Origin of the sequence: Aerolutibacter ruishenii, from assembly GCF_007830115.1 — a bacterium.
GTDB lineage: Bacteria > Pseudomonadota > Gammaproteobacteria > Xanthomonadales > Xanthomonadaceae > Aerolutibacter > Aerolutibacter ruishenii.
In genome coordinates, this window is record NZ_VLKP01000002.1 from 143,305 (window position 1) to 158,826 (window position 15,522).

Consider the following 15,522-nt stretch of genomic DNA (forward strand, 5'->3'; position numbering starts at 1 on the left):
CGGGGCGAGGCGTCGCGGGCTTACGCCTTCGCCGGCGCCTCGGCGTACTTCTTGGTCATCCACCACTGCTGCAGCAGGCCCAGCGCGCCGTTGGTGATCCAGTACAGCACCAGGCCGGCCGGGAAGAAGGCGAACATCACGCCGAACACCAGCGGCATGTACTGCATCATCTTCTGCTGCATCGGGTCCATGCCCGGCGTCACCGGCGTGAGCTTCTGCGTGGCCCACATCACCGCCATGTTCAGCACCGGCAGCACGAAGTACGGATCGCGCGCGGTCAGGTCCTGGATCCAGCCCATCCACGGCGCGTGGCGCAGTTCCACCGATTCCGACAGCATCCAGTACAGGGCCAGGAACACCGGCATCTGCAGCAGGATCGGGAAGCAACCGCCCATCGGGTTGATCTTCTCCTTCTTGTACAGCTCCATCATCGCCATCTGGAACTTCTGCTTGTCGTCGCCGTAGCGCTCCTTGAGCTGGGCGATGCGCGGCTGGAACTTGCGCATCTTGGCCATCGACTTGTACTGCGCGGCGGACAGCGGGTACATCAGCAGCTTGAGCACCACCACCAGGCCGACGATCGACCAGCCCCAGTTGCCGATCAGGCCGTGGATCTTCTCCAGCACCCAGAACAGCCAGCCGGCGATGGTGGCCATGATGCTGTAGCTGCTGAAGTCGACCGCGCGCTCCAGGCCCGGCACGTTCGACGCCTCGATCTGCTTGACCAGCTTCGGGCCGACCCACAGGCGCGCCTCGGTGGCGGCCTTGGTGCCCGGGGCCACGCTCACGCCGGGGCCGACTTCGCGGATCAGGTACTGGGTGCCACCGGTGCCGGTGGGGGTGGCGAGCGAGAAGGTGCCGACATCCTTTTCGCCCGGTACCCATGCGGCGAAGAAGTGGTGCTGCAGCATGCCGATCCAGCCGCCGGTGACCTGCTTGTTGAGCGGGCCATCGTCGACGAAGTCATCGAACTTGCGCTTCTCGTACTTGTCGGTGCTGCTGTACCACGCCGCACCCTGGAAGCTGTACTGCTCGGCGCTCATGGGTCCGGACTTGACCAGCGCACGCGGCACGCGCGCCAGCTGGCGGTAGACGAAGCCCTGCCACGGCGCGGTGCCAGCGTTGACGACCTCGTCGCGCACGGCGACCACGTACTGGCCGCGCGTGAAGGTGTAGGTGCGGCGGATGCTCACGCCATTGGGGCCGGTCCAGGTGAACGGCACGGTCACGCTGTCGGCACCGGCCGGCAGGGCGAAGGTGGTCTGGCCGCCTTCCGGCACGAACCCGGACTGGTGGGTCGGCGCGGCGCCGCCCTGGCTGACCCAGCCGCTCTGGGCGACGAAATAGTTGGCCGCGTCCTGCGCGAACAGGCGCACCGGCGGGCTGCCGGCGGCACCGGTCTGCGGATAGGCCAGCAGGTCGGCCTCGCGCATCTCGCCGCCATCGAGCACCACCTTGAGTACGTCGGTGGTCACGGTAACGGTCGTGGCCTGCGCAGCGGCCGGGGTGGCGCCCACGGTGGCCAGCGGGGCCGCGGCCGGCACGCCCGGTAGCGCACCCTGGACAGCACTGGGTACGCTGCCCGGCGCGGCCGCGGTGGGCACGGCGGGTGCACTTGCCACCGGCGCCGCAGCGGCTGGAGTCGCCGGTGCGGCCTGCTCCTTGCCCCACTCCATCCACAGCAGCGCAGCCACCATCAGCCAGGCGAAGATCAGGAAGGTGCGGGTCTGGTTCATGGGCAGGAAGGCTCGGCCGGCGCCGCTCAGGGCGCGGGATCGGTGGACGGGGAAGCGGCCGGCATTGTGCCGGGCGCGGAAGTCAGGGGCAATTCACCACTGCCCCGAGATGCGGCCGCTTCGGCCGGACGCAAGGCGCCGGCCCGCTTGAGCAGGCCGAGGAAGGCGCTGCGCAGCTCCTCGCCGCTGCAGCGCGAAGCACCCGGGCGCGCGACCACGACGTAGTCGCCCGCGGCGAGCCGGGCCCGCTGCAGGCGGAAGGTGTCGCGCAGGATGCGCTTGATGCGGTTGCGACCGACCGCGCGCGGATCGACCTTGCGCGAGACCGCCAGACCCAGCCGCGGCGGGCCGGCAGGCGGTGTCGGGGCGGATTCGTCATCCCCGCCCGCACCGGCCGACGCGGGCGCGCCCTGCCAATGCAGCGCAAGCACGGGCAGCGCCACGCGCCGGCCGTGCTTGAAGATGCGGTCGAAGTCGGAACGCGCGCGGACCCGCGCGGTGCGCGGGTAGCGGTTCAGCGCCATCGGGCGTCTACGGCCACGCGGGGCGGCCGGAGTCAGTCTGCGCTCAGGCGCAGAGACGCTTGCGGCCCTTGGCGCGACGGCGGGCGAGGACCTTGCGGCCGTCGGCGGTCGCCATGCGGGCACGGAAGCCGTGGTCGCGGGCGCGCTTGAGGTTGCTGGGCTGGTAGGTGCGCTTGGTGGCCATGGTCCGGCTCTGCGTTTATGCGGGAAAAGACTTGGGATGGTAGCGCGAGACCCCTGCGCGGTCAACTGGGCAGCCACGCACACGCAGGGGCCAAGGGTGACCGTCGCCCCGGATTGGCCACCGCGGCGCGCACGCCGGCCGGTGGCCTGCGACAATGATAGCCCTTTCGTGTCCTGTTCAGCTGGCCATGGCCAAGCTGCACGGGTTTTGTCCCGCAGCACGCCCTTGCCATCCGGGTTCGCCCGCCCTTTGCCAGAGACCGCATGACCGACGTCCAGCCCATCGTCCGCCTGCGCGACGTCCGCCTCGAACGCGGCGGACGGGTGATCCTGCGCGACATCAACCTCGACGTCCCGCGCGGACGCGTGGTGGCGGTGCTGGGCCCTTCGGGCTGCGGCAAGTCGACCCTGCTGTCGGCGCTGACCGGACAATTGGAGCCGGCCGCCGGCACGGTCGAAGTGCTGGGCCGCCAGGTGCCGCGCGGCCACCGCGAACTGCTGGTGCTGCGCCGCAGCCTGGGCGTGCTGCTGCAGGGCAACGGCCTGCTGACCGACCTGACCGCGGCCGAGAACGTCGGCCTGCCGCTGCGCACCCACACCGACCTGCCCGAGCCGGTGATCCGCCGGCTGGTGCTGATGAAGTTGCACGCGGTCGGTTTGCAGGCGGCCGCCGACGCCTACCCGCGCGAACTGTCCGGCGGCATGGCGCGGCGCGTGGCGCTGGCGCGCGCGTTGGCGCTGGACCCGCCACTGATGATCTACGACGAGCCGCTGACCGGGCTGGACCCGATCGCCAGCGGCGTGGTCATGGACCTGGTGCGCCGGCTCAACGACACCCTGGGCCTGACCAGCATCGTGGTCACCCACCACGTGCACGAGACCCTGCCGGTGGCCGACCATGCCATCGTGATGGCCAATGGCGGCATCGTCTTCTCAGGCACCCCTGCCGAGCTGGAGACCAGCGACGATCCGCTCGTGCGCCAGTTCCTGCGCGGCGAGCCGGACGGCCCGATCGCCTTCGACGCGGCCCCGCGCACCCCGGAGGCCGCATGACCGCCGCCCATTCCGCCGCGGGCCCACGCCCGGCGACCCGCCACGCCCCGGAGGGCTGCTGATGCCGTTTGCCACCGCGACCCGCTCGCTGGGCCAGGCCGGGCTGTTCACCCTGTCGGTGTTCCGCGCGTCCAGGCCGAGCCTCGACTTCTGGCGCGAGCTGACCCGCGAGATCTATAAGATCGGCGCACGTTCGCTGCCGATCATCGCCGTTGGCGGCGCATTCGTCGGCCTTGTCCTGACCTTGCAGGGCTACCGCACGCTCGCCACCTTCGGCGCCAGCAATTCCCTGTCCACCCTGCTGGGCCTGTCGCTGTACCGCGAGCTGGGCCCGGTGCTGACCGCGCTGCTGTTCATCGGCCGCGCCGGCAGCTCCATCGCCGCCGAACTGGGGCTGATGCGCGCCACCGACCAGATCACCGCGCTGGAGCTGATGGCGATCGACCCGGTGGGCAAGGCGGTGGCGCCGCGCTTCTGGGCGGCGGTGCTGAGCGTGCCGTTGCTGACCGGCTTCTTCTGCAGCTTCGCCATCGCCGCCAGCTACCTGGAGGCGGTGCACGTGATCGGGCTGGACGCGGGCTACTTCTGGCCGGCGCTGAAGGACAATGTCGACTTCGTCGATGATTTCCTGGTCTCGCTGCTCAAGTCGGCGGTGTTCGGCGCCACCGCGGCGTTGACCGCGGCCTTCGTCGGCTTCCATGCCGAGCCGACCATCGAAGGCACCTCGGTGGCGACCACCCGTGCGGTGGTCAACGCCTCGCTGCTGGTGCTGATGCTCAACTTCGTCATGTCGGCGCTGCTGTTCCAATGACCCGTCCGTTTCCTACCCGTGCGCGTACTGCGATGCGCGCCTGCCAGGTGATCCACCCATGAGCTCACGCAGTCCTCGTATCGAATTCGCCGTCGGCGCCTTCCTGCTGCTGGCCCTGGCCTCGCTGCTGGTGCTGGCGGTGGCCTCCACCAACGGCCAGTGGGGCTTCGGCAGCGACAACTACCCGCTGAAGGCCCGCTTCAGCACCATCGGCGCGCTGCGCCCCAACGCCCCGATCAAGATCGGCGGCGTGGCCATCGGCCAGGTGGCGAAGATCGAGCTGGACCCGGTCAAGTTCGATTCGGTGGTGACCCTGTCGATCGACAACCGGTACAAGGACCTGCCGGCCGACACCGCCGCCAGCATCCTGACCAGCGGCCTGCTGGGCGAGAGCTACATCAACCTGGCGCCGGGCGGCGACCCGGAGACGCTCAAGCCCGGCGACGAGATCTACATGACCCAGGCCGCGGTGGACCTGATCCAGCTGGTGGGCAAATACATGTTCAGCGGCGGTGGAGCCAAGGCCGGCGACAATGCCGCGCAATCGACCGAGGGTGCCGGTGACGTGCCGGACTACCTGCAGGAAGACACCCCGACCCCCAAGGAATAATCCGCCATGAAGCGATCCTTCCTCACGATCGTCATTGCCTCGGCGCTGCTGACCGCGGCCCCGGCCACGGTGCTCGCGCAGGCCAAGGCCGCTCCAGCCGCCACGGCGGCCAAGGCCGGCACCCCGAGCCAGCTGGTGCTGACCAACAGCACCCGCATCCTGACCACGCTGGAGGCCCGCCGCGGCGAGTTCACCAAGGACCGCGCCGCGTTGCGCGCGTTCGTGGCCAGCGAGTTCGACGCGCTGTTCGACCGCGACTACGCCGCCCGCCTGGTGCTGGGCGTGCACGGCCGCGGCGCCTCCGAGGCCGACATCAACGTATTCGCCGACGCACTGGCCGACAGCCTGATGCAGCGCTACGGCTCGTCGCTGCTGGACCTCAACGCCAAGCTGAAGGTGCGGGTGAAGTCCGAGACTCCGTTGCGCAACGGCGCCATCGTCAAGGTCTCCAGCGAATACCTGCGCCAGGGCGCCGAGCCGGTACCGGTGGATTACCTGATGCGCAAGGTCGGCTCGCAGTGGAAGGCGTTCGACGTGATGGTGGAAGGCGTCAGCTTCGTGCAGACCTTCCGCAACCAGTTCGACGCGCCGCTCAAGCGCAAGCCGATCGTGCAGGTGGCCGCCGACATCAAGGCCGGCCGCCTGCAGGCCACGGCCAACTGAGCATGGCTGTCACCACCGGCCAGGCGGGCAGCGTCGTCGCGTCGTTGCGCCGCGACGGCGAGGCGCTGGTGTTCAATGGCGTGCTGGCGCGCGATGCGGTGGCAGGGTTGTGGCGGCAGGCGCTGCCACAGCTGGCCGGCGTGCACCGGCTGGACCTGGCCGGTGTGCGCAGTGTCGACAGCGCCGGCCTGGCGCTGCTCGCCGAGCTGGCGGCACGCACCGGGGGCGCCACCGTAGTGGGCCTGCCCGAAGGCCTGCCGGAACTGCGCGATGCCTACCGCCTGGACGACGCGCTGGCGTTTGCGCGCTGAATTCGCACACAGCATTCCGGTGGCGGTGGCAGAAGAACACACCGGCCGGCCACCCCAGCGACTACACTGACACGATGCGCGCACACGGACTCGCCCTTGCCCTGGCCGGCCTGCTGGCCACTGCCCCCCACGCCTTCGCCCAGGCTGCGGCGCAGGGCGCTGAACCGGCCGCGCCGGCCGCCGTCGAGGCGCTGGCGGTCGAGGTGGCGGAGGCTCCGCCCGCCACGAATGCACCCGTGCCGGCACCGGTGGACGCGACCGGCGGTACCCCGGTCGCTGCAGCGACGCCGACCGATGCGGCCACGACCCAGGATCCGGCTACGGCACCGCCTACCGGCACCGACGCGCGCACCAACGCCGAGCGCGACTTCGATGCGCTGTACGGCAACGGCGAGCCCTACAACCCGGTCGCCGATCCCACCCTGCCCCCTGCGGCCAACGTGGGCGTCGCGTACGACCCGTGGGAGCGCTACAACCGCCCCATGCACCGCTTCAACAACGCGGTCGACCGTACGGTAGCGCGGCCGCTGGCGCGCGCCTACGTGCGCGCCGTGCCGCGGCCGGTGAGGCTGGGCGTGACCAACTTCTTCAACAACCTCGGGCAGCCGGTGTCGGCGGTCAATGCGCTGCTGCAGGGCAAGCCGAGGCAGGCTGCGCATTCGCTGGGCCGCTTCGTGGTCAATTCCACGCTGGGTATCGCCGGCCTCTTCGATCCGGCCAGCGACGCCAAGCTCGACAACCGCCGCGAGGACTTCGGCCAGACCCTGGGCGTGTGGGGCTGGAAGCGCTCGCGCTACGTGGAGCTGCCACTGTTCGGGCCGCGCACGCTGCGCGACACTTTCGGCATGGCGGCCGACGCGCCGTTGAGCCCGGTGCGGCAGATCGAGGAAGACAAGGTGCGCGTGGGCCTGCAGGGCCTGCAGCTGGTCGACGTGCGCGCGCAGCTGCTGGCCATCGACAGCCTGCGCGAAGGCGCCGAGGATGACTACACGCTGGTGCGCGATGCGTGGATGCAGCGCCGCGACTACCAGATCTTCGGCGATCGCCAGCTCGACAGCGACCAGACACTGCCGGACTACCTCAAGGAAGAGAACAACCCGCTGGTGCCGATCGACGCGATCCCGGTAACCCCGTCCACCGGCAACAACTGAGCACGGCGCGGCACGCACGCCGTGCCGCCACAATCCCAACCTCAGTCCTCGTCGGCCACGTCCAGCGCTTCGCCCAGCAGGCGCTGGCTGTCTTCGCCCGCCAGTGACTCGACGCCGCGCAGCTTGCGCTCGATGGCCCGGGTGCGCACGCCGGCGGCCTCGATGCTGTTGCGCACCGTATCGAGCTGGTTGCGGGTCTTCTCCAGCACCACGCCGAACTTGCCGAACTCGGTCTTGACCGCACCCAGCAGCTGCCAGACCTCGCTGGAGCGCTGTTCGATGGCCAGCGTGCGGAAGCCCATCTGCAACGAGTTGAGCAACGCCAGCAGCGTGGTCGGGCCGACCAGGGTCACGCGCTGCTCGCGCTGCAACGCGTCGAACAGGCCCGGCCGGCGCAGCGCCTCGGCGTACAGGCCTTCGGTGGGCAGGAACAACAGGGCGAAGTCGGTGGTGTGCGGCGGCGCCAGGTACTTCTCCCGGATCTTCTTCGCCTCGTCACGCAGGCGGCGTTCGAGCGCGGCGGCGGCGACGTTGACCGCATCGCTGTCGGCGCGGTCCTGCGCATCCAGCAGGCGCTCGTAGTCCTCGCGCGGGAACTTGGCGTCGATCGGCAGGCGCACCGGCTGGTCGGCGGTGGTGCCCGGCAGGCGCACGGCGAATTCCACGCGTTCGCTGCTGCCGGGCACGGTGGCGACGTTGCTGTCGTACTGTTCGATGGTCAGCACCTGCTCCAGCAGCGCGCCCAGCTGCACTTCGCCGAAGGTGCCGCGGGTCTTGACGTTGGTCAGCACGCGCTTGAGGTCGCCCACGCCGGTGGCCAGCTGCTGCATTTCGCCCAGGCCGCGCTGCACCTGCTCCAGGCGCTCGGACACCAGCCGGAACGACTCGCCCAGGCGCGTCTCCAGCGTGGCGTGCAGCTTCTCGTCCACGGTGGCGCGCATCTGTTCCAGCTTGGCCGCGTTGTCGGTCTGCAGCTCGCGCAGCTTCTGTTCCAGCGTGGCGCGCATCTCGCCGATGCGCAGTTCGTTGCGCTGGGTCAGCTCCTGCAGGCGCTGCGACAGCGACTCGGCGTGGCGCTGCTGCTGTTCGGCGACCTCGATACGGAAGCGGTGCGCGTCCTCGATGGCCGCGGTGCGCGCTTTGAGTGCGTCGTCGACCAGTGCCTCGCGCAGTACGTCCAGGCGTGCGTCGGTACGGGTGCTGAGCTCGGTCAGGCGGGTGTCGGTGCGGCCGGTGAAATCGGTCAGGCGCGCGCCGAAGCCTTCGATGCGCTGCGCCTGCTGCGTGGACAGGCTGTCCAGCTGCTCGCGCAGTTCGCCGCGGCCGCCGCGCTGTTCGTCGCGCAGCGTCGCTTCCAGCCGTTCGCGCAGATCGGCCAGCGCGGCCTCCGGCTTGCGCAGCAGCAGCAAGACCAGCAGGACGATCGCCACGGCAACGGCGACCAGCAGCAACAGCAGCAACACGGAGGACTCAGGCATGGCGCCAGTGTAGCGGCCCGCGTCACGGGGGTTGAGATTGGCGGCGATCGCGACTCGCGCTGGCCGGGATGGCCTGTGGGACGGCGGCCGCCTGCCAGTGGGCGGTGGGCGGTGGGCGGTGGGCGGTGGGCGGTGGGCGGTGGGCGGTGGGCGGTGGCCAGTGGGCGGTGGGCGGTGGGCGATGCGCGGTCGGCATCCGGTTGCAGGCCGTGGCGACGCCGCCGGCGCTGGCAAGGAGTATCGTCGGCACATCCACCCACCCTGGAGGAAGCCCGCCATGACCCACACGGGAAGCTGTCACTGCGGGCAGGTGAAGTTCGAGGTCGATGGTGACATCGCCGGTGCTCTCGCGTGCAACTGCTCGATCTGCCAGCGCAAGGGCTCGCTGCTGTGGTTCGTGCCGCGCGCGCAGCTGCGGGTCACCGCCGGCGAGGACGCGCTGGCGACCTACACCTTCAACAGGCACGTGATCCGGCACCGCTTCTGCCCGACCTGCGGCATCCACCCGTTCGCCGAGGCCACCGACCCCAAGGGCAACGCGATGGCCGCGATCAACATCCGCTGCCTGGAGGACATCGACCTCGAGGCCATCCCGGTGCAGCACTACGACGGGCGTTCGAAGTAGCCGAATTCGATACTGCGCCGGGTTCCCGCACGGTGTCGACACGCGACCCGTGCGGGCGGGTGACGGGGCTGATCAGTCCAGCACGCGGCAGAACACCGCCTTCAGGTAGCGCGACTCCGGCACCTGTGCCAGCCACGGGTGGTCGGCGCCGGCGCCGGCCACCTTCAGCACCTGCACCGTGCGCCCGGAATAGAACGCGGCGCGGCGCAGCATGTCGAGGAACTGGTCCTCGCTGACCAGCCCGGTGCACGAGAACGTGGCGAACAGACCACCGGGCTTGACCACGCTCAGCGCCAGCTTGTTCATGTCCAGGTACTTCTTCAGCGCCGGGATCACCTGCTCGCGGTCGCGGGTCATCTTGGCCGGGTCGAGGATGACCACGTCGAAAAAGTCGCCGCGGTTCCCCGCATCGCGCAGCCACGGGAAGATGTCGGCCTGCACGAACTTCACCTGCGCGCCGTTGAGCTTGGCGTTGCCGCGCGCGATGTCGATCACGTCCTGGTCGATGTCGATCCCGACCACTTCTTCCGCACCGCCCTTGGCCTTGGCGTACACGCCGAAGCCGCCGGTGTTGCAGCACAGGTCGAGCACGCGCTTGCCCGCCACCTGGCGCGACAGCCATTCGCGGTTCTCGCGCTGGTCGGCGAAGAACCCGGTCTTGTGCGCGCCCGCCGGGTCGGCGCGGAATTTCACCCCGTACTCGGTGATGGTCGCCGGCGGCACCGGATCGCTGCCACGGTAGTCGAACGACTCCTGCTTCTGCACGTGCTCCTCGGCGAAGCTGTAGAAGCGGCAGCCGGGGAACTGCGCGCGCAACGCGTCGAAGATCCACTCGCGGTGGCGGAACATCCCGGCGCTGAAGAACTCCACCACCAGCAGATCGCCGTAGCGGTCCACCACCAGCCCGGACAGGCCGTCGCCCTCGCTGTGCACCACGCGCCAGGCGTCGGTGACCTCGTCCAGGCGCAGCACGTCGCGGCGCAGCGACACCGCCTCGGCGATCCTGCGCGCGAACCACGCCGCATCGACCGGGATGTTGCGGTCGGTCTCGAGGATGCGCACGGCGATGCGTGAGTGGCCGTTGTAGAAACCGCGGCCGATCCAGTCGCCGTCCACGCCCAGCACGTCGACGATGGCGCCGGGTTTGGGGCGCTGCGCGGGCTTGTCGACCAGGCGCTGGAAAATCCACGGATGGGTGGATTTCCACGCGTTCTTGAGGCGGACGGTGGGGATCTCGGTGCTGGGGTCGCGGTTCATCCGCCCATTGTACCGACCCGCCGTCGCCTTCATTGCCGCGCAACGGGTGGTGCTCTAAGCTATGCGTTCGAAGGGGAGTAGCTCCCTCACGCCGCGACCGTCATTCCGAGCCTAGCCCAAGGCAACCGCTCCGGTCCGTCGGCAACCCGCCTGGCAGCGCCCCGTGCGTGCCGTTTCAGGTCCGGGTTGCGAGCAAGACCTTCGCCGTCCACGGCGAAGGTGCGTCCATCCGTCCTCCGCCGTGGCCCCGAGCCACTCCCGAGGACCTTGCATGACCACCATCGGTACCCCCCTGCTGTGGGGCGTGTTCGCCGCCACGATTGTCATTGCGTTGCTGATCGACCTGGTGCTGATGCGCCACGGCGGCCCGCACCGCGTCACCTTCCGCGAAGCGTTGCTGTGGAGCATCGGCTGGGTGGCGCTGGCGCTGCTGTTCAACCTTGGGCTGTGGTGGTACGTCAGCGACCAGGCCGGCGCGGCCGAGGGCCAGCGCGTGGCACTGGAGTTCCTCACCGGCTACCTGGTGGAGAAGTCGCTGGCGGTCGACAACATCTTCGTGTTCCTGATGCTGTTCACCTACTTCGCGGTACCGGAGGAACAACGGCAGAAGGTGCTGGTGATCGGCGTGCTGGGCGCGATCGTGCTGCGCGCGCTGATGATCTTTGCCGGCGCGGTGCTGCTGGCGAAGTTCCACTGGATCCTCTACGTGTTCGGCGTGTTCCTGCTGGCGACCGGGGTGAAGATGCTGTGGTTCGCGGGCAAGGAACCGGACCTGGCGCGCAACCCGGTGCTGCGCTGGATGCGCAGCCACCTGCCGCTGACCGATGACTACCGCGGCAACCGCCTGGCGGTACGCGAGGCCGGCGTGCTGCGCTTCACCCCGCTGTTCCTGGTGGTGGTGCTGATCGGCATCACCGACGTGATCTTCGCGGTGGACTCGATCCCGGCGATCTTCGCCATCACCACCGACCCGTTCATCGTGCTGACCTCCAACGTGTTCGCGGTACTGGGCCTGCGCGCGATGTTCTTCCTGCTGGCGGGCATGGCCGACCGCTTCCACCTGCTGCCGTACGGGCTGGCGCTGGTGCTGATGTTCATCGGCAGCAAGATGCTGCTGGTGGACGTGGTGAAGATTCCGCTGCCGGTATCGCTGGGCGTGGTGGTGGCGGTGATCGGGGCGACGGTGGCGTTCAGCCTGCGGTTCCCGCCGCGGACGCCGCCGGGCGACGGCCGCGGCGGCACCAAACCACTGGAGCCGCGGTCTGGACACTGACCGCGGCACCGATGCGGCCGGCAGGGTGGACTTGCAAATCGCGGCGGTGGCGCCACGTCTGGAACATGCACCTGCCCACGCCCGAACATCCGCTCGACAGCCCCGCGCAGCGCAACGCCGACCGTCGGCGCCTGCTGCGCGCGCTCAACGCCAGCCTGGCCTTCGTCCTGCTGCTGGCCGCCGTGTTCGCCGCGCAGGGCCAGTTCGACACTGCAGCGTGGACGGTTACGCCAGGCTCGACGGCGGGCCTGCTGGGACTGCTCACCGCGCCCCTGCTGCACGGCTCGGTGGAGCATCTGGCGGCCAATGCCATCTCGTTGCTGCTGCTGGGCACGCTGGCTGGCGCGGTATATCCGCGTGCCACGCTGCGCGCGGTGCCGCTGTTGTGGCTCGGCTCGGGGTTCGGCGCATGGCTGCTCGGCGATCCCGGCTCGCACCACCTCGGTGCCAGCGGCCTGACCCACGGGCTGATGTTCCTGGTGTTCGTGCTGGGCGTGCTGCGCCGCGACCGGCCGTCGATCGCCGCGGCGATGATCGCATTCCTGTTGTACGGCGGCATGCTGCTGACGGTGCTGCCGCGCGAAGTCGGCGTGTCGTGGCAGTCGCACCTGGGCGGCGCGGTGGCTGGCGTACTGGCGGCATGGCTGTGGCGCCGTCGCGATCCGCTGCCGGTACGCAAACGCTACAGCTGGGAGGATGAGGACGAAGCGCAGGCGGCGGCCGACGCCGCCACACGTGATGCGCTGGAACCGCCCTCGCCAAATGGCGTACCGGTGATCTGGCAGCGCCCGGACGCGACGGATGAGCGCGGCGTGGTACTGGAGTTCCGGCCGCGCGGACGGGGACGATAGTCGTCGGGCCCCTGTCGCTGTTGCCGATGCCATGCCGCACGCCACGCTGATGCGCGCCAGCGCCGGCATCGTCATTGCCGTGGCGGTGCTGCTTGCGGCCTGCCAGCGTCCGGATGACGGCAGCCGCGCGGCGCAGGCCCGGATCAAGGCTGATGTAGGCCAGTTGGCCGACGACCGCATGGAAGGGCGCCGGGCGGGCGCGCGTGGACATGAGCGCGCCGCCGCCTATGTGGCCGCTCGGTTCGCCCAGATCGGCCTGCAGCCAGCCGGCGACGCGGAGGGCTACCTGCAGTCGGTTCCGCTGCTGCGGGCCGTTCGCGAACGGCAGGGCGCCGCGCTGGTGCTGCACCGCGACGGCCGGGATGACACTTTCGTTTTTGCCGGTGAGTACCTGCCGGCGCCGGACTTCAATCGAACCCGCAGCGCCCTGACGGCGCCGGCGGTGTTCGTCGGCCAGGCGGTTCAGGACCCCGGGTCCGGCCATGACGATTTCGCCGGCCTGGACCTGCACGGCCGGATCGCGGTGGTGCTCAACGGCGCGCCCGGTGGCATGGAACACGATGCGCGTGCGTACCACGGCTCGCTACAGCGCAAGCTGGCGCTGCTGAAGGCACACGGGGCAGTCGGCGCGGTACTGGTCAACACGCGCGGCGACGAAGCGCAGCGGCCGTGGGCGCGGGTGGCCGCGGACTGGCGGCAGCCGGTGTTGCGGCTGCGCTGCACAGACTCCGCGTGCGGAGGCGATGGCGCGGCGATCGACGCATTTCCCGAGCTGCGCGCGGTGGCCAGCGTCAGCGCGGCGGCCGCGCCACGGCTGTTTGCCGGCAGCGGTCGCGCGTATGGGGACCTGCTGGATGCCGCCGACGCAGGTACCCTGCGCGGCTTCGCCCTGCCCGGCACGATGACGCTGGCCACGCACACCCGCATCATGTCCCTGGCGTCGCCCAACGTGGTGGGGCGGCTGCCCGGCCGGGGGCCACTGGCGGCCGGGCACGTCGTGGTCACTGCGCACCTTGACCACATCGGTATCGGTACACCGGTACGTGGCGATGCGATCCACAACGGCGCGCTGGACAACGCGCTGGGCGTGGCGGTGATGCTCGAGAGTGCCCATGCCCTGGCCAGCACGCCATCCGAGGGGCGCTCGCTGCTGTTCGTGGCCACCACGGCCGAGGAGTCGGGGCTGCTGGGCGCGGAGTGGCTGGTCCGCCATCCGCCGGTGCCACGCGCGGCGCTGGTCGCCAACCTCAACCTGGACATGCCGTTGCTGCTGGCCCCGAGCAACGACGTGGTGGCGATCGGCAGCGGCCACTCGACGTTGCAGGCGGTGGTCGCGGCGGCCGCGCGCGACATCGGCGTGGACGTGTCACCGGATCCCGCCCCCGAGCAGAGCATGTTCGAGCGCAGCGACCAGTACCCGTTCGTCCGTGCCGGCATTCCCGCGGTGTACCTGGCAGGCGGCATCAAGGGTGCCGGATGGGGCGATGATCCGGCGGGTGCCGCGCGCACGTTCATGCGCGAGCGTTACCACCGCCCCGGCGACGACGCCTCGCAGCCGATCCAGTATGCCGACGCGGCGCGGCTGTCCCGGCTGGTGTCGCGCATCGCCACGCGCGTCGCACAAGCGTCACCGCCGCCGCGCTGGAATGATGGCGACTTCTTCGGCGAGCGGTTCGGACGGAGCGGCAACCACGATCCCGCGGCTTCGCGCGACAGTGGGTCCGACATGGCATCCAGTGCCCGTTCCACCCACGATGACACCCCGCGCGCCCCGCCTTTGCGCTGACACCGGGCACGACGACCTTCACCCCACGTTCGGCACAGGCATCCACCGGCCGATTACCGCTACCGTAGCCACCGCTACCTTTCGACAGAGGACGTTCCCATGACCCGTTGGTATTTCCACACCGGCAACGACAGCAGCCGCATCGGTCCCTTGGATGACGCGACCGCACGCGAGCACGCGCAGCGCAACCCGTCGGCGTTCTGCTGGCGCGAGGGCTTCAGCGAATGGAGACCGGTGCGCGACGTGGCCGAACTCGGTAGCGCGCCGCCGGATCTGCCCGAACACCTGCCGCCGCCGGCCGCGCGCAGCAGCGGCGCCAGCCGCCGCAGCGACGACATCGACTACCGCATCGTCGGCAACGACATGCCCTTCGTCGAGGTCGAGCTGGACCCGGGCGAAAGCGCGATCGCCGAGGCCGGCGCGCTGATGTACAAGGACGCCAGCGTGCAGATGGACACGGTGTTCGGCGACGGTTCGCACAGCGGCCAGGGCGGCGGCTTCATGGACAAGCTGTTCTCCGCGGGCAAGCGCGTGCTGACCGGCGAGAGCCTGTTCACCACGATGTTCACCCACACCGGCAGCGGCAAGGCGCACGTGGCGTTCGCCGCGCCCTACCCGGGCACGGTGCTGGCGATGAAGCTGGACGAGCACGGCGGCCGCCTGATCTGCCAGAAGGACAGTTTCCTGGCCGGTGCGCGCGGCGTGTCGGTCGGCATCCACCTGCAGCGCAAGATCCTGACCGGCCTGTTCGGCGGCGAGGGCTTCATCATGCAGAAGCTGGAAGGCGACGGCTGGGTGTTCGTGCACGCCGGGGGCACCCTGGTCGAGCGCGAGCTCAAGGCCGGTGAGCGCCTGGACGTCGACACCGGCTGCGTGGTGGCCTACCACGACAGCGTGCAGATGGACGTGCGGGCGGTCGGCGGCATCAAGAGCATGCTGTTTGGCGGCGAAGGCGTGTTCCTGGCCACGCTGACCGGGCCGGGCAAGGTGTGGCTGCAGTCGCTGCCGTTCTCGCGCATGGCCGGGCGCATGCTCGCGGCCGCGCCGCAGGGCGGCGGGCAGAATCGCGGCGAAGGCTCGGTGCTGGGCGGGTTGGGGCGGATCCTGGATGGCGACAACAGCTTCTGAAGCTTGCCGTCCGCGGGCATCGGTACACTCACACCGGCTCCTGCCCATCCGCGCCGACGTGTGTTGGTCCCCGAACGCGCCT

Annotated in this window: 16 protein-coding genes; 11 read left to right on the forward strand and 5 right to left on the reverse strand. The window is 70.1% G+C overall.

Features of this window, described 5'->3' with window-relative positions:
* Positions 1 to 20: 20 nt before the first annotated feature.
* The 3 genes from yidC to rpmH are packed head-to-tail and all read right to left on the reverse strand — an operon-like array spanning position 21 to position 2,444.
* The gene (yidC, locus tag IP93_RS02945) at positions 21 to 1,736 is read right to left on the reverse strand and encodes a membrane protein insertase YidC (RefSeq protein ID WP_144811786.1); all 1,716 of its coding nucleotides are present in this window, start codon (positions 1,734 to 1,736) and stop codon (positions 21 to 23) included.
* 26 nt (positions 1,737 to 1,762) lie between these two features.
* Entirely contained in the window at positions 1,763 to 2,260 is a 498-nt protein-coding gene (gene rnpA, locus IP93_RS02950) for a ribonuclease P protein component (RefSeq protein ID WP_144811789.1), read from the reverse strand.
* A gap of 43 nt (positions 2,261 to 2,303) precedes the next feature.
* The gene (gene rpmH, locus IP93_RS02955) at positions 2,304 to 2,444 is read right to left on the reverse strand and encodes a 50S ribosomal protein L34 (protein WP_144811792.1); all 141 of its coding nucleotides are present in this window, start codon (positions 2,442 to 2,444) and stop codon (positions 2,304 to 2,306) included.
* A gap of 263 nt (positions 2,445 to 2,707) precedes the next feature.
* Between rpmH and IP93_RS02960 the strand changes: the two genes are divergently transcribed.
* The 6 genes from IP93_RS02960 to IP93_RS02985 all read left to right on the forward strand — a co-directional run bounded on the left by IP93_RS02960 (position 2,708) and on the right by IP93_RS02985 (position 7,042).
* Complete coding sequence (locus tag IP93_RS02960) at positions 2,708 to 3,496, forward strand: ABC transporter ATP-binding protein (protein WP_144811795.1); 789 nt, start codon at positions 2,708 to 2,710, stop codon at positions 3,494 to 3,496.
* Between the two features lie 61 nt (positions 3,497 to 3,557).
* On the forward strand, positions 3,558 to 4,307 hold the full coding sequence (locus IP93_RS02965; protein ID WP_144811798.1) for an MlaE family lipid ABC transporter permease subunit: 750 nt from the start codon (positions 3,558 to 3,560) through the stop codon (positions 4,305 to 4,307).
* 58 nt (positions 4,308 to 4,365) lie between these two features.
* Complete coding sequence (gene mlaD, locus IP93_RS02970) at positions 4,366 to 4,917, forward strand: outer membrane lipid asymmetry maintenance protein MlaD (protein ID WP_144811800.1); 552 nt, start codon at positions 4,366 to 4,368, stop codon at positions 4,915 to 4,917.
* Between the two features lie 6 nt (positions 4,918 to 4,923).
* Positions 4,924 to 5,580, forward strand: a complete 657-nt coding sequence (locus tag IP93_RS02975; RefSeq protein ID WP_144811803.1) for an MlaC/ttg2D family ABC transporter substrate-binding protein — start codon at positions 4,924 to 4,926, stop codon at positions 5,578 to 5,580.
* A 2-nt stretch (positions 5,581 to 5,582) separates the two neighbouring features.
* Positions 5,583 to 5,891: an STAS domain-containing protein gene (locus IP93_RS02980; protein WP_144811806.1), complete on the forward strand. Its 309-nt coding sequence runs from the start codon at positions 5,583 to 5,585 to the stop codon at positions 5,889 to 5,891.
* Between the two features lie 74 nt (positions 5,892 to 5,965).
* Positions 5,966 to 7,042: an MlaA family lipoprotein gene (locus tag IP93_RS02985; protein ID WP_144811808.1), complete on the forward strand. Its 1,077-nt coding sequence runs from the start codon at positions 5,966 to 5,968 to the stop codon at positions 7,040 to 7,042.
* Positions 7,043 to 7,083: 41 nt separating this feature from the next.
* Here IP93_RS02985 and IP93_RS02990 read toward each other — a convergent pair whose 3' ends face one another.
* Complete coding sequence (locus tag IP93_RS02990; protein ID WP_144811811.1) at positions 7,084 to 8,520, reverse strand: DNA recombination protein RmuC; 1,437 nt, start codon at positions 8,518 to 8,520, stop codon at positions 7,084 to 7,086.
* A 277-nt stretch (positions 8,521 to 8,797) separates the two neighbouring features.
* Here IP93_RS02990 and IP93_RS03000 point away from each other — a divergent pair, with 277 nt between their 5' ends.
* Entirely contained in the window at positions 8,798 to 9,145 is a 348-nt protein-coding gene (locus tag IP93_RS03000) for a GFA family protein (protein WP_144811813.1), read from the forward strand.
* Between the two features lie 72 nt (positions 9,146 to 9,217).
* Here the strand turns inward: IP93_RS03000 and IP93_RS03005 are convergent, their stop codons facing one another.
* Positions 9,218 to 10,402 carry a class I SAM-dependent rRNA methyltransferase gene (locus IP93_RS03005; protein ID WP_144811816.1) on the reverse strand — a complete coding sequence of 395 codons (1,185 nt, stop codon included), beginning with the start codon at positions 10,400 to 10,402 and terminating at the stop codon, positions 9,218 to 9,220.
* A gap of 271 nt (positions 10,403 to 10,673) precedes the next feature.
* Here IP93_RS03005 and IP93_RS03010 point away from each other — a divergent pair, with 271 nt between their 5' ends.
* From IP93_RS03010 to IP93_RS03025, 4 genes are all read left to right on the forward strand, one after another.
* Positions 10,674 to 11,675: a TerC family protein gene (locus tag IP93_RS03010; protein WP_144811819.1), complete on the forward strand. Its 1,002-nt coding sequence runs from the start codon at positions 10,674 to 10,676 to the stop codon at positions 11,673 to 11,675.
* A 65-nt stretch (positions 11,676 to 11,740) separates the two neighbouring features.
* Complete coding sequence (locus IP93_RS03015) at positions 11,741 to 12,526, forward strand: rhomboid family intramembrane serine protease (RefSeq protein ID WP_144811822.1); 786 nt, start codon at positions 11,741 to 11,743, stop codon at positions 12,524 to 12,526.
* Positions 12,527 to 12,557: 31 nt separating this feature from the next.
* Positions 12,558 to 14,312 (forward strand): M28 family peptidase, encoded by a 1,755-nt coding sequence (locus tag IP93_RS03020; protein ID WP_158636255.1) that lies wholly within the window; start codon positions 12,558 to 12,560, stop codon positions 14,310 to 14,312.
* A 99-nt stretch (positions 14,313 to 14,411) separates the two neighbouring features.
* The gene (locus IP93_RS03025; RefSeq protein ID WP_144811826.1) at positions 14,412 to 15,440 is read left to right on the forward strand and encodes a TIGR00266 family protein; all 1,029 of its coding nucleotides are present in this window, start codon (positions 14,412 to 14,414) and stop codon (positions 15,438 to 15,440) included.
* Positions 15,441 to 15,522 lie beyond the last annotated feature (82 nt).